Annotated in this window: 14 protein-coding genes; 8 read left to right on the top strand and 6 right to left on the bottom strand. The window is 50.8% G+C overall.

What is annotated here, in order from left to right:
* The first annotated feature begins 64 nt into the window (after positions 1–64).
* On the top strand, positions 65–727 hold the full coding sequence (gene hxpB / locus IPN95_17275) for a hexitol phosphatase HxpB (protein ID MBK9451121.1): 663 nt from the start codon (positions 65–67) through the stop codon (positions 725–727).
* Between the two features lie 30 nt (positions 728–757).
* Here the strand turns inward: hxpB and cyaB are convergent, their stop codons facing one another.
* On the bottom strand, positions 758–1,291 hold the full coding sequence (cyaB, locus tag IPN95_17270) for a class IV adenylate cyclase (protein MBK9451120.1): 534 nt from the start codon (positions 1,289–1,291) through the stop codon (positions 758–760).
* A 28-nt stretch (positions 1,292–1,319) separates the two neighbouring features.
* On the opposite strand from cyaB, the gene IPN95_17265 reads away from it, so the two are divergent.
* On the top strand, positions 1,320–1,949 hold the full coding sequence (locus tag IPN95_17265) for a redoxin domain-containing protein (protein MBK9451119.1): 630 nt from the start codon (positions 1,320–1,322) through the stop codon (positions 1,947–1,949).
* A gap of 126 nt (positions 1,950–2,075) precedes the next feature.
* Here the strand turns inward: IPN95_17265 and IPN95_17260 are convergent, their stop codons facing one another.
* A complete protein-coding gene (locus tag IPN95_17260; GenBank protein ID MBK9451118.1) occupies positions 2,076–4,163 on the bottom strand; it encodes a dihydrofolate reductase in 2,088 nt (695 codons plus the stop codon).
* Between the two features lie 212 nt (positions 4,164–4,375).
* On the opposite strand from IPN95_17260, the gene IPN95_17255 reads away from it, so the two are divergent.
* From IPN95_17255 to IPN95_17240, 4 genes are all read left to right on the top strand, one after another.
* Positions 4,376–4,693 (top strand): hypothetical protein, encoded by a 318-nt coding sequence (locus IPN95_17255; protein ID MBK9451117.1) that lies wholly within the window; start codon positions 4,376–4,378, stop codon positions 4,691–4,693.
* 191 nt (positions 4,694–4,884) lie between these two features.
* The gene (locus IPN95_17250) at positions 4,885–5,733 is read left to right on the top strand and encodes a peptidoglycan-binding protein (GenBank protein ID MBK9451116.1); all 849 of its coding nucleotides are present in this window, start codon (positions 4,885–4,887) and stop codon (positions 5,731–5,733) included.
* A gap of 195 nt (positions 5,734–5,928) precedes the next feature.
* Entirely contained in the window at positions 5,929–7,026 is a 1,098-nt protein-coding gene (locus IPN95_17245) for a VIT1/CCC1 transporter family protein (GenBank protein MBK9451115.1), read from the top strand.
* Between the two features lie 18 nt (positions 7,027–7,044).
* Positions 7,045–8,013: a hypothetical protein gene (locus IPN95_17240; GenBank protein MBK9451114.1), complete on the top strand. Its 969-nt coding sequence runs from the start codon at positions 7,045–7,047 to the stop codon at positions 8,011–8,013.
* Here the strand turns inward: IPN95_17240 and IPN95_17235 are convergent.
* Positions 7,977–9,083, bottom strand: a complete 1,107-nt coding sequence (locus tag IPN95_17235; GenBank protein ID MBK9451113.1) for an HRDC domain-containing protein — start codon at positions 9,081–9,083, stop codon at positions 7,977–7,979. The two genes, IPN95_17240 and IPN95_17235, sit on opposite strands and share 37 nt — an antisense overlap.
* A 299-nt stretch (positions 9,084–9,382) precedes the next feature.
* Between IPN95_17235 and IPN95_17230 the strand changes: the two genes are divergently transcribed.
* Positions 9,383–9,811, top strand: coding sequence for a DinB family protein (locus IPN95_17230; GenBank protein ID MBK9451112.1), 429 nt, complete (start codon positions 9,383–9,385; stop codon positions 9,809–9,811).
* A 304-nt stretch (positions 9,812–10,115) separates the two neighbouring features.
* Positions 10,116–10,985, top strand: coding sequence for a hypothetical protein (locus tag IPN95_17225; GenBank protein MBK9451111.1), 870 nt, complete (start codon positions 10,116–10,118; stop codon positions 10,983–10,985).
* Positions 10,986–11,154: 169 nt separating this feature from the next.
* On the opposite strand, the gene IPN95_17220 is transcribed toward IPN95_17225, so the two are convergent.
* The 3 genes from IPN95_17220 to IPN95_17210 are packed head-to-tail and all read right to left on the bottom strand — an operon-like array spanning position 11,155 to position 13,016.
* Positions 11,155–11,619 (bottom strand): hypothetical protein, encoded by a 465-nt coding sequence (locus IPN95_17220; GenBank protein ID MBK9451110.1) that lies wholly within the window; start codon positions 11,617–11,619, stop codon positions 11,155–11,157.
* A 21-nt stretch (positions 11,620–11,640) separates the two neighbouring features.
* A complete protein-coding gene (locus IPN95_17215; protein MBK9451109.1) occupies positions 11,641–12,753 on the bottom strand; it encodes a DUF1911 domain-containing protein in 1,113 nt (370 codons plus the stop codon).
* On the bottom strand, positions 12,735–13,016 hold the full coding sequence (locus IPN95_17210) for a hypothetical protein (protein ID MBK9451108.1): 282 nt from the start codon (positions 13,014–13,016) through the stop codon (positions 12,735–12,737). The genes IPN95_17215 and IPN95_17210 overlap by 19 nt, the downstream gene beginning before the upstream one ends.
* Positions 13,017–13,047: the final 31 nt, after the last annotated feature.

Raw genomic sequence — 13,047 nt, 5'->3', positions numbered from 1 at the left:
TAGGCACGCTGCAAAGGCAGCCATTATCGCATTCGCTTGCCCAAAAAAGCATTAATTTCGGGGCATGAATGCAGGACCCGCGGTCAAGGCCGTCATTTTTGACATGGACGGTACTTTGTTTGACAGTGAACCACTGTGGCAAATCGCCGAATTTGAAGTTTTTTCGACGGTTGGGGTGACCTTGACCACAGAAATGATGCACAGCACCATCGGATTGCGGATTGACGAAGTGATTGCCTATTGGTTTACTCAATTTCCATGGACGGGCAAGTCGCAGGAGCAGATTCATGATGAGATTGTGGACCGTGTGATCGGGCTTGTACAGGAGCGCGGCAGCCTGCTCCCGGGCGTGGTGGACGCGCTTGCCCAGGTGCGTGCGTCAGGTTTGCGAATTGCACTTGCATCTGCATCGCCCATGCGGATGATCGAGGCTTTGGTCACCCATTTCGGAATACGAGACGCGTTTGAAATCTTGCGTTCGGGTGCGGACGACAGCCATGGCAAGCCGCATCCTGCAGTTTATATCCGTACAGCGGGCGATTTGGGGATTCCGACGGTCGAATGCCTAGCCGTCGAGGACAGCTTCAACGGCCTGCTCGCCGCCAAGGCGGCCAGAATGAAATGTTTGTTGGTCCCCTCCGTCGGTGGCCTCCATGACCCCCGATGGGGCATTGCGGATCAGGTTCTGGAGAATTTGACCGAATTTAAGCTCGTAGATTGGGGGTGAACCTCCGTCCAATCGTTAGTGGTTTACATGTCAACCCCGCTCGCGGTAATAGTCCATCACCTTTGCCGCGTTCCAGTCGATCAACTGATCGCGTGGTATTCCAAGGCGATCCGCCATTTCAAACAGGGCTTCATGGCTCGGGGCCTCGATTTCCAGGTAGGGCGGAATGAAGGCCAAATCGTCGATATGGTTATCGATCACGATGTGAACCCCATCCAGCGAATACTGCGTCCTGATTTTGCGCATTTTCAGGTATTCGACATAACCCAGTCGCTGCAAAATGAGGCGCATCATCTCAAAATCACCGATCGGTAGTTCCAACTCTTCGCGACTCCGGATGCCCGCCTGCGTGTCTGCATGCGGAGCTTTGAAAGTGAGCCGTACATCTTTCCCTTCCTTCCGAATGCGAAGAACTTGCTGTTGACCACCGAGTCTTCCGGTTGCATCGTCAAAATAGATGGCAAAAAATTCGTCTTCAAAGTCGAATGCCGCCCCCAAGTTTTGGAGCTTCGCAATGATGGTTTCCGGATCGATTTCGAGGACTTTAGCTTCTATTTCTTGCATTTTTTGCCAATTTGATATTGTTGCAAAGATGCAAAAGCTTTCACTCACGCAAGGCTTTACCCCAAGGCTGTTTCGCATTTTTGCGGATTTGATCGTGATTTTGCAATACTTTTGGCCCATGAAAAGATTGATGGTCGAAATGTCTAGCATCAGGCGGTTTTCTTACTTGGCTGTTTTCCTTGCAAGTTGTGTCTTGGTTGCCACGGGTTGCAGTCGCGGCACCGAGGAGCAAAGAAAACGGCAGTCCCTGCCAAATTTTGAGTTTGATGGTTGGGACGGCGGCTTGCTGAAACGTGACAACCTTCCCGAAGACAAGCCTGTTGCGATTTTCTATTTTGATCCCGATTGCGAACATTGCCAGGAAACAATGAACTCCATTGTCGCCCAATTTGATCAATTTGGAGACAATACCTTGGTGATGATCAGTTCGGCAGACCGGTCGCGCGTGGTGACCTATCTCATTGAAAAGGATATGTTGAAACGCCCGGGTGTCTTGGTCGGACTTTGCGAACCGAAGGTTTTTCTGGAAACGTTTGGCGCTGCGCAAACGCCGACCTTGTTGTTTTACGGCGGAGATTGGGACTTGAAAAGGGCCTTCAAAGGCCGCGCAGAGGAAGCCAATATTTTGGATGGCTTGAAAGCTGCACGGGAGGAATAATCATCGGAATGATCGTAGTCCTTTGGTGCGAGACGCAAAAAGGCATTCGGTAGGAAAATGATGTTCTTGAATAAAAACAAAGCGCCCCGAAGCTAGCTTCGGGGCGCTTTATCTTTATCCCATGGATCAATTGATCGTCGGGAGGAAGGAGTACTTCTCGCTGTAGTAGAGATGCTGCTCGGTGAAGTCTTCAGGATACTCGATTTTGACGTCGATGATATTGCCTTTTCCATCCATGACAGGCTTCAAAACAGGATTGATAAATCCGCTGTAAGGTGGGATTTTCAACGTAGCGACACGGTCAAGGACTTCTTGGTGCAATTTCTGATCGACCTTCACGCCGTAGCCTTCGACAAGTGCAGTTGCTGCCTTCATGTCACCTTCTGACTTGATGCGCTGGATTTCGCGGAGCAATTGGCCAAAAAGATCGCGGAGTTTTTCGTAGTTGTTGACCACGAAGTAGGTTTTGCCTTCACGCACGCGTTGCTCGACAACATTGTCCTTTTTGCCTTTTTCGAGGACCCATTTGCAGATCAACTGACGGTTGCGCATGTGGTCTTCTTCGATGTTTTTGCCGATTTTGAGGCGGCGAAGCTGCAACATCATGCCATTGCGAATGTAGTCGCTGTACTGTGCCTTGCCAACTTCGACCGATGGCATGACACCCATTTCGACGAGTTTAGGATCAAGCAGGTAGTAGAGTGCGACGAGGTCGGCACGGCCTTCTTCGAGGGTCGATGCATACTTGCCCAAAGTCTCGTGGGGCGCACCGATGCCTGGATTGACTTGGCCGGATGCATGCCCGATCACTTCGTGCATATCGGTATGCAGGTTCGAAGGCAATCCGCTGAATTTACGGCTCAAGGCTACCTCGGCTTCGTCCCAGGCAAATTCTTCCAGAATTCCGGTACGTTTGCCAGCTTGGTCATAGGCTTCGACAATGTTGGCGAGGTTCACGGACTTGGAACCTCTTTTACGGATCCAATCCGCGTTGGGCAGGTTGATGCCGATCGGGGTGGAAGGCGAGGCGTCGCCGGCTTCCATCACCACGTTGATCACCTTTGCGGAGATGCCTGTCACTTCCTTCTTCTTGTGGGCATCCATGATCGGGCTGTTGTCTTCAAACCACTGTGCTTCTTTGGCAATGGCCGAAATGCGCTTGCTAGCAACAGGGTCGGTGAGTTGCACGACGGATTCGTAGGCACCACGGCGGCCGATGGCATCACCATAGACTTCAATAAAGCCATTGATAAAGTCAACTTCGCCGTCTTTGTCATCGATCCAGGCCAAGCTGTATTCGTCAAACTTGCGCAAATCGCCAGTTTCGTAGTATTGGATCAGCAATTCCGTGGCTTTTTTCTGCTTGGCATTGGTCATGACCTCGGTGCCTTTTTTGAGCCAATTGACGATTTGCTCGATGGCTTGGCCGTACATGCCGCCAACTTTCCAGGTCTTTTCGACGAGCGTATTGCCGGATTTGACGAGCTTGGAGTTGAGACCGTAGCTTGGCGGGGTAGTATCGCCAGGGACGACCATGGCTTTGTAGAACTTATCCACCTCCTTGGCTGTCACACCTTCGTAGTTGTTGTTGGCGCTGCCGGCGACAGGATCGACCCCGTCGTCTTTGTTTACGCGTTTGAAGTCCACTTTGGGGTCAAAAATGATCGGCTTCAACTTGGCCAGCAAGATGTCGACGGTTTGGCCACGCTCCAAGGGGAATTTACCTTGGTCAGATCCTTTGACCAGCGTTTCGAAGTAGGCATAGTCAAATCCGGGCTCGTGTTTTTCGTAGGAATAGTGATGGTGAATGCCATTGGAATACCAAATCTGCTTCAAATAGGTATGGAAAGCCGTCCAGTTTTCGCCGGATTTGTCGCCGTTGTAGGTTTTGTAGATGTTTTCCAGCGTGCGGCGCACGAGGAGGTTGTTGCGGTAATTTTGATCATAGATGATATCGCGACCAGAGGTTGCCGCTTCCGACAGGTAATAGAGCAACTTCTTCTGCTCCAAAGGCAACTCGGAGAAGCCAGGAACCTTGTAACGCAGAACACGGATGTCTGCAAATTCATCGGCGACCCACTTAAAATTGGAGTCGTTTTCGACGGTGGCATTGGAGTCCACTGCGGTGGAATCATTGCCAGTGTTTTGTTGGTTGTTGGTGCCGTTGCCGCATCCCCAAACAAAGAGGACGGTCAGCGCGACAAACCATAACATAGTGCTTTATTTTCATGAATGCTTCGTTTTTTGCCTTCTGAACGAATTTTACAAATGGCCGCGAAGTTAAAGGTTTTGTTGCCAAATTGCTAATGATGCCTATCGCCAGAATTCCATTTTAGGTGTTGAAACTTGAAAATAAGGGGCAATTCTGCTAACTTTGCTTCATATTTGTTGTAGGTGCAGGTTGATTTGGTATTAGTTCGCTGATTATGAGATTGGTCAAGTGTCTGCTTGTGACGTTTTTCATTACTTTTGGAGGAAGCTTCCTTTCTTTTAAAATTCTAACCCTCTCGAGTGACAACTTGATGATTCGAGAGGCGAATTTCAAGGATGTTTTTCTGGGATATTCGCCAAAGTACCGGAGGTTCTCGACCTCAGCCGACAAAGCATTTCTCGATATGAAGGCCAGGCAAATCAACGAAGCACTTTTTGAAATCTTGCCGTGGATGATGATCGCCGTGTTCCTGTTCTTTTCGCTGAGCATGTACCCGGTCTTCAAGATTTGGTCCTACGCTTGGTGGAATTGAATCGATAAGGTTAATCCGTCCCCGCTGATTTTGACCGTTTTTCCCTTCCGAATGCTCCGATAGAGCCATTTCCAAACCAATGCAAACAATTTGGAGATCTGCTGCTGGGTGGCTAGATTTGGATAAGTGCCACCTCTATTCCCGGTCAAACAGGGAAAAGCAGCATGAAACCAATTTGATCAGGAAATAAAATGGACACACTCAAGCGAGGTTCAAAAGGCGACGATGTCAAATTGTTGCAAGCTAAACTGGGTTTAAAGGCAGACGGCGGATTCGGGAAGGACACGGAAAAGGCCCTGATCGCATGGCAAACCGCCAATGGAATCGTACCCGCCAATGGAATTGCAGATCAACCAACCCTGATCAAAATGGGCTTGGTCAAGGCTTCGCAGCCGGTTGTCAATCCTGTGATCAATGCAGCAGCTGCGCCTGCCCTCAATCTCACGGCCCTCAAAGGCGCGATTCCAGACAATGTCATCGCTCAAATTGCGGCGATCGCGACCAAATTCAACATTACGACCAACCTTCGCTTGGCCCATTTTCTCGCCCAATGCGCAGTGGAAAGCGGTACTTTCAAAAAGGTCGAGGAAAATCTGAAATATTCGGCCGCAAGGCTGCTCGCTGTATTCCCCAAGAAATTCACCGCCGAGCAGGCAAAAGCTTATGGCGGCAACCCTGAAAAGATCGGCAACCGCGTTTATGCCAATATCATCGGCAACGGCAACGAAGCGAGCGGCGACGGCTACCGCTACCGTGGTCGCGGCTACATTCAACTCACCGGCAAGTCCAATTATCAGGCATTCTCCGACTTCATCGGCGAGGATTGCGTCGCAAATGCAGATTGGGTGGCGACCAAATATCCGCTGGCCTCGGCTGCACACTATTTTAATGGCAACAAGATTTGGACGACCTGTGACAAGGGCAGCACAGCCGCAACCATCAAGGCGGTCACTTTGAAGGTGAACAAGGCTGCCTTGGGCCTCGATGAGCGTACAGCGTTTTTTAACAAGTTTTGGGCCCTCCTTTCCAAAGCGGTCTGAGCATCGAGCCAAATGCTGATTTCTGTCAGTTTTTTGGGCAAGACGGTATTGGATCACCTGTTTGCCCTTCCGCTTGCATGAGAAATCTCAGGGCAGCGTCTACTTGTTGAGATTCTAACGACAGTTGGCGTATGTTGCAATTGTTTGAGGCTGCCGCGGTTGTCGGCCCTTGTTTTTGTTGCAATTCCACATAGTATGAAAAATAACAATCTTCAGACCGAAATCGATGCTTGGTTCCTCTATAATCAATTGGCTGCGCACGAACAGGATCCCGTCTTGGCGGATGTGTTCAAGCAGATGAGTGAAATCGAGCGCAGTCATGCTGTCGCATTTGCCAAAAGCAAAGGAATTGCCTTGTCGGAACTCGACAAGCCGTCGTGGCGTGCCAAAACGATCAATCGCATCGGCAAGATCTTTGGTTATGACTACGTGCTTGGCGTTTTGCTCGATACCGAAAAGGGAATTTCCCAGGCGATCGTCGCCACCAAGGCCAAAAACAATCAGACCATTACGGGTTCCGAAACAAGCCACGTCAAGATTTTGCGGTCCATTCTGGAGAATCAAACCCGCGTGAGCGGGGCGCAAATGTCGCGGATGGAAAAGCGGCATCGCTCCGTCGGTGGAAACGCAATCCGCGCTGCGGTGTTGGGCGGCAATGATGGCCTCGTCTCCAATTTCAGCTTGGTCATGGGCATCGCAGGGGCCACCGAAGGTCAGGCAGGCGTATTGCTCGCGGGCTTGGCGGGGTTGCTTGCCGGCGCTTTGTCGATGGCCTTGGGCGAATGGATTTCCGTTAAAAGTTCGCAGGAACTCTACGAAAATCAGATGCAGCTCGAAATGGAGGAGCTTGAAACCAATCCTGAAGGGGAATTGAAGGAGCTGACCTTGATTTACATCGCGAAGGGAATCCCGAGTGAGCAAGCCACGGAAATGGCCACTGAGATCATGAAAAACAAGGGCCACGCCCATGAGGTGCTCGTGCGCGAGGAGTTGGGAATCAATACCGAAGAGCTCAAAGGCTCGGCCATGGAAGCCGCAGTTTCCTCCTTTGTCTTGTTTGCCGTCGGCGCCGTGATTCCGGTATTGCCGTTCATGTTCACATCCGGCATGCAGGCAGTCATCATCAGCGTAGCAGGCAGCGCCGCGGGATTGTTCCTGATCGGGGCCGCCATCACCCTGTTTACAGGCCGAAACGTTTGGTTTTCTGGATTCAGACAAGTATTTTTTGGTTTGGCCGCGGCAGCGATTACCTTCGGGATTGGAAAGCTGATAGGCGTATCGGTGGCTGGGTAAATCTCAAATGGTAAAATGATGATCAAATCCGAATTGGAAGGGCACCTTGCTTTGTTGAGGGTGGCTTTTCCCTATTTGCTGATTTCACTTTGTTATGCGGGCTTGTTTTTATTGGTCGAAGAAAACTTTGGCGACCACATTTACATGATTTCTGGGCAGGTTGGCTCAGTTTTCGGGTTGGCCTTGGCCTTTTTTCTCGGCTTTCGAATGAATTCGGCGTATGACAGGTGGTGGGAAGGACGCAAGATCATTGGCGAATTGATCAACAACACGCGCAGTTTTACCAACAAGGTGTACACCTACATTGGCCGTGGAGAGCACTTAAAGCCAGACTTTGTCGGGAATGGCCTACCCATCGCCGATGAAATGTTGGATTTGACGCAAGCCTTTGTACTTCAGTTTTCTACCGAATTGCGGGGTGGCACCAAGGCGCAGCAAGCCGAGTCGCCTGCCTTTGTCGAATTGGAGGAAATCGTGCCCACCAACAAGCTCACCAATGAAATCTTGCTCGCATTGTCGGTCAAAGTCGATGCTGTCATGCAACAAGGGAGCGACTTAGAAAAAAGTGATTTGATGGCGCATATTACACGGTTCTATGACATTCAAGGCAAGGCCGAGCGCATCAAATACACGCCTTTTCTGATGATTTACAGTGCATTTACAAGAATCATCGTTTTTGGCTACGTTTTGCTGACGCCGTTGTTGATCGGTGACATCGATATTTTAGGGGAGAACAGTGGAATGGAGTACTTGTCGGTGCCCATTATGGCTTTGATCGGAACGGCCTTTTTAACGATCAATCGCCTTGCAAATCTCTATGGGGCTCCCTTTTCCAGGAATGTGACTGCCTTGCCCGTGGACGATATCGCAACCAAATTGATCGACAACGTGCGGGAAGTACGCGAAAATGTATTCCGATCAATGCCTGAATCTTTGTTCGGAAGCTGGGCTCAGCTCATTAAGATGCTCACATCCAGCTCCATCTGATGCGCCTTGTCCAATAAAATTTCCTTTTGCCATTCCTTCAAGTCGTTGAGCGTGGCCTCGCCATAAGCGACCCGCTTGAGGTTGCGCATGCTCAAGATCATCGGGTAAATATCGTATTCGACCTTGATCTGATCGCGAATCTGCTCCAGCAGTGCCGTTTTTTCATCCACCAACTTGAAATAGGCCGTTTTACTCAGGCCTTTGAAATTACGGTCGTTGTAATTGTTGCTATCCCTGTGCAATTCGGCCGCTTGGGCCTGCGCAACACCATGGAAAAAATCGTGCGCATATTTTTTGATCCTTGGATTCACGCCTTTGATTTCACACCAATCAGCTTCCGTCGGTGGTGGATCCAAGGCCAAATCGATCAGCTTTGAATTCGGGATGATGTAATAAGCCGGCTTGTCAAGATCCTTGGCGATCTGGTCCCGAAGTTCGTAGATGAATTTGAGGACAAATGCTTGGCGCTCATTGAGTTTGCTCGCGCCTTGGATCTCCAGATGCGGGTTGTCTTTTTTCTTGTAGCGGATGTCTTCGAGTTCTTTGCATTCTTCCGAAAGCCATTCCCTGCGACCTTTTTCCTGCAATTCCGCTGTCAAGATATCCTTCAGGCGGTGCAGATATTCGACGTCCTTGCTCGCATAATTGAGCATTGTCTCCGTGAGGGGGCGCTGATTCCAGTCGCTCACGCGCACTTTGGTGTTTTTGATGATCCCGAAATGGCGTTCGAGCAAGAAGCTGAGCGAGGTATTTTCATAACCCAGCAATTGGGCAGCCTTTTCTGTGTCGAATACGTTACGCGGCTGCCGGCCGTAGAGGTAGTCCATCAGCACGATATCGCTCTGCGGCCCATGAGAGATGATTTCGATGGCGGGATCTTCCATGATTTTCAGGAAGGCATCGAGATCGCCCACCTTCACGGGATCGATCAAAAAGATGTTTTCGCCGTCGGAAACTTGAATCAAACAAAGGTGAAGCCCGTAGCGATGGAGGTTCCATTCGCCTTCAAAATCCACCGCCAACAAAGAAAACCTTTGAGGTGATCGATCACCTTTCCAACGCCGCAGCATCCTCTACGAGTTCAAAACTACCTACCTTCGATTCCATGATACCCAAATTACCGCTTTTGGCGGCCCTGTACGTGGCGCGCCTTTTCTTGGGAATTTCCCAATGCATCCAAATTAGAAATTTTTCCGAATCTCCATTTGGATCGTTGGCTGATTTTTCCTGAATGCGGGCTGTTCCAATTCGATTTTGGCGAATGCTTGTAGGTGATTGGCGGGTTTCGGCTTATTTTGCGGCCGAATAAGGATTTTCAAAACAGAAGTCTCCAGTGAAAAAGCGCGAACAATTCAAGGAATCCTGGCTGGTGAATCACCGGGTGAACCTTCGGCTCTTGGAGGCGGTAGGTGAGGAGGGGTTGACGGTCAGCTACGACCCCCGGGCGCGTAATGTGCGCCGCATCTACGTGCACATGCACAATGCGCGCCTGAATTGGGTAGGTGCCATGATGAAGCGGCCGCCGGAAGTGGCTCGTCTGAAAACACGCGAACCGCATACCATTCCCGCCTTGATGGCTGCGCTGACCGAATCTACCGATGCGGTGGTGGCGATGCTGGAACAGGTCGCCAAAGAGGAGAAGGTTCGTCATTTTGAGCGCTCCCCTGCGACATTGTTGTCCATGATGATCGCCCATGAGGCGCATCACCGTGGCCAAATCGTGCTCGCCTTGCGGCTGAGCGGCAAGCCGCTTCCCCGCGAAGTCTCGGCAGCACTTTGGGATTGGGACGAGATTTGATCGGCGAAGCTTAGACAAATCCAATGGCAAGTGTAACCCACAGTGAAGCATGATTCCGCCCGAAGGCCTTCAATCGATGTATGCATTGGAATTCACGCTCTTCATTGCAGCCGGATACATCTTTTTGGGGTTTTTGTTTGCGGATTATGTCAGAAAATGGGTTAGAGCGAACCCCTTCGTTGCAGCGCATCGTTTGTTGGGATGGCCTTGGAAACTTCCCTTCAGGCAATTTCCCTTCCTTTTGGATTGGTTTTTGCCAATACAACCACCAAAATTTGCCAGTTTATCTCTGCCGGTTTTATTGTTGTCAGCCGCGATCTTTTTGCTCAGCGGCGAATACGGATGGATTTGGAGTGCCCCCGGTTTCATCTTGGCTGTCGCGAACTTGTTTTTGGCCAGATGGATGCGGACCGACAGCGTTTTTGTCGCCATGATCACCACGATGGCGCGCATCACTGCAAGCCGTTATGCGAGAATGTCGAATGCCTCGACGGCCGAAAAGGTGCTTGGAAAACTCCGGGCAGAGGATGATCTGAAATACAAGTTGATCGCTATCAAATACTTGGGACTTGTGGGAACGCCTTCGGCCTTGGCAACGCTGGAGCGGATACAATCTGAGTCAGAAGCAGTCCAAGCGGCCTGTCAGGAGGCAATCAAGTCTGCGACACTTGACCCCGAATCACTGCCGAGTTTTTCGGCGAGGGCGCTCCGTCAGAAATTGGCGGTTTACAAAAGCAATTTGCGCCCGCGAAATGTTGCAGCATCTGCAAGAGCAGCAGATTTTGATCAGTGGATGGAAGAGATGGAGGATGAAATTGATCAACTCCTGCGCAAGCAGTCGGTGCTCAAACAGGCCCCTGCACACGTCTTTTGCATGGATTGCCATTCACGGGCAGAGGTCATTTCTGAAGCGGGATGGTGGTGGTTGGAATGCAAGACTTGCAAAGGTTATGCGGATTTGGAAAGTGGTGTCGTCAAGGCCATTGGGGTCATTGGACCTGTTGTCGACGATAGCATCATAGACGGCGAATACCGATTCGAAATTTGGGACTTTCGCAGCAAAAACATCATTCCTGCCGATTTTGAAGGTTTGGAAATCACTTCAGGCGGCAAATTTGATTATGACTGGGCAGTTGGAGGCCGCAATGGCTGGAACAAAGAGGCCTTGGACTAATGCCAGTCAGTATTGATCCCGAGGTGAATCTGCAACCCAATTCACTCCGCATTCTTGATCGGGTGCGTCAACGTGGATGATCCAATTGGGAAGTTTGAGGCTTGCGATGCAATAAGATCGGCCGGATTTTCCGGAACAAATCAAGACTAGCGCCGGCCTTCAAAAGATTTCAAGAATCCGGAAATTCTTGCCATCCCATTGCAAAGTGGTGCCCACGCGATGACCAAGAATGATTTTCTCCGATGGGGGAACCCACATCGACGGCATTCACTTCAAGGTCATCGACATCGACGGGTCCTGCTGGAATGCCAAGGAAAAAGAGCCCGTACGGGATGATGACCAAACTGCCAAATTCGACGATTTTACAACGCTGACGGGGGTTGACGGCTCGGAGTTGATCCAATAATTGTTGGTTGTAGGCCATTTGCCAGCCGGCTTTTTTGATTTCCATTTCAATGAATTCTTCACTCGGATCGGCTTTCAATTGGCAGCGCTGTTTGATTTCAGCCAATCGAAACGCATCGGAAGCGGCCAAGTAGGCCTTACGGTTTTCGATTTTCCCTTCCAATTTGGCGACCAGGAGCTGGTGCACCCGTTCTTTCAGGAGCATGCCGGGACTCGGTGTACGTGCCATGGTGAATCAATTCGATCCCGTTCAGTCCTTTTTCCAGAGCGAACTCCAGTCAAAATCGGATTGAATCATGTTCTTTTTATTGGCTTCGTCGAGGGCCTTGCTCACGTCTTTGCTCGTGTTTTCGTAGACGTTGTAAGGCTGCGGCGGCGTAATGCCCAACTGCTTGGCATGGGTTTGAAACAGGCGGTCGATTCCCTCGAAAAACTGCTGCAGGTCGAGGGATTGATCTTTGAGAATGCCCGAAAAGGCCTCGTTGACGGTCTCCAATCGCGTTTTTGCGGCTTCGACTTGCTGTTTGGGGTCTACGCCCTCGCCGGAAATGTCGGCATGTTCGGCGAGAATTTTGGAGGCTTCGGCAAGATCGCTGCCTTCGCCGCCGAGTTTTTCCTGGATTTCTTTGAAGGTCGCTGCGAAGCGTCGTTTTGCATCTTCGCTTTTGGCATCAACCGTGTCCAAGGCATCCTTGGAAATCGAAAGCATCGTGCGCAGAAGTTGCGTCATGCCGACGCGCAGCAATTCAGGTTTTTCCTTGAGTGATTCGGCCGAGAGGCCGAGCAATTGCGACATCATTTTGAGGCTGTTGCCCATGGCCTTGGCGGATTTGTTGTCTTGCGGCAAGGTGCCGTCAAAAAATGCCAACAAGGTCGCTTTTGCTGCCTCGAGTTTTTCCTGCGCTGCCGCAAATCCGTGGATTTGGCGTTCCTGCTCCCCTTCGGCACCGTCGAGCCACGTGCGAAACAGCCGCTGATGCACCAAGTCGCGGGGGTAGAAAATATTGTCGGAAAATCCGCTGTCGCTGATGTCTGCGGCCTTGACCAAGGCTGCCAATTCGAAGGCCCAATACCCGAAAAACGCAGGATCCTGGTGAATATGCGTATCGTGCCAAGGTGTTTGGGACATCCCCGCATACCACAAACGCAAGTACTCCTGAATTTCCGCCGCTGCATTTTTGGGATCCGCCGCCGCCTTCAGCCAATGGGCATAGGGGAGGGGCCGAATCAACTTTTCCGTTGGGACAATGTCTGCCCCGGTGAACTTGAGGAGCATATCAAAAACCGCGTCCTGCCCCGCACCGCGCTCCAAAAACGCATTCGAAGGATCGCCAAACAGCATACTCAGGGACAGTCCCCACATCGCCGCATAAAATTGGCATGATCTTGGAAGTCAAAGGGTACTGTTGTCGTCGCCGAATCAGATTCCAGATGTAATACCGCCTTGCGCACTGCAGCACGCACATCCGCGAGTGCATCCCCGCGCCCGTAGCCCGCGATGGCCAGGAAAAGCTGCGCTTGGTACTTTGCGATTGCTGAAGCAGCACCCAAATTGGCAATCCTAGCCTCCCGGAATGCCACTGCGGCATCCCCTGATTCCACAAAAAAGACTTCTCTTTTGACCATTTTCCTTCCCGATTGGACGAGACAAAATTAG

It is taken from the genome of Bacteroidota bacterium (assembly GCA_016718825.1).
Lineage (GTDB): Bacteria > Bacteroidota > Bacteroidia > J057 > JADKCL01 > JADKCL01.
The sequence above is the reverse complement of the archived record's forward strand: the minus strand, read 5'-3'. Positions and strand labels throughout refer to the sequence as shown.

What these genes read in the sequence shown, in the direction of transcription:
- IPN95_17245 (MBK9451115.1), top strand. Translation starts at nt 5,929, where the DNA reads ATGAAAAATAACAATCTTCAGACCGAAATCGATGCTTGGTTCCTCTAT.
- IPN95_17250 (MBK9451116.1), top strand. Translation starts at nt 4,885, where the DNA reads ATGGACACACTCAAGCGAGGTTCAAAAGGCGACGATGTCAAATTGTTG.
- hxpB (MBK9451121.1), top strand. Translation starts at nt 65, where the DNA reads ATGAATGCAGGACCCGCGGTCAAGGCCGTCATTTTTGACATGGACGGT.
- IPN95_17255 (MBK9451117.1), top strand. Translation starts at nt 4,376, where the DNA reads ATGAGATTGGTCAAGTGTCTGCTTGTGACGTTTTTCATTACTTTTGGA.
- IPN95_17210 (MBK9451108.1), bottom strand. Translation starts at nt 13,016, where the DNA reads ATGGTCAAAAGAGAAGTCTTTTTTGTGGAATCAGGGGATGCCGCAGTG.
- IPN95_17220 (MBK9451110.1), bottom strand. Translation starts at nt 11,619, where the DNA reads ATGGCACGTACACCGAGTCCCGGCATGCTCCTGAAAGAACGGGTGCAC.
- IPN95_17260 (MBK9451118.1), bottom strand. Translation starts at nt 4,163, where the DNA reads ATGTTATGGTTTGTCGCGCTGACCGTCCTCTTTGTTTGGGGATGCGGC.
- IPN95_17235 (MBK9451113.1), bottom strand. Translation starts at nt 9,083, where the DNA reads ATGCTGCGGCGTTGGAAAGGTGATCGATCACCTCAAAGGTTTTCTTTG.
- IPN95_17215 (MBK9451109.1), bottom strand. Translation starts at nt 12,753, where the DNA reads ATGTGGGGACTGTCCCTGAGTATGCTGTTTGGCGATCCTTCGAATGCG.
- IPN95_17240 (MBK9451114.1), top strand. Translation starts at nt 7,045, where the DNA reads ATGATCAAATCCGAATTGGAAGGGCACCTTGCTTTGTTGAGGGTGGCT.
- cyaB (MBK9451120.1), bottom strand. Translation starts at nt 1,291, where the DNA reads ATGCAAGAAATAGAAGCTAAAGTCCTCGAAATCGATCCGGAAACCATC.
- IPN95_17265 (MBK9451119.1), top strand. Translation starts at nt 1,320, where the DNA reads ATGCAAAAGCTTTCACTCACGCAAGGCTTTACCCCAAGGCTGTTTCGC.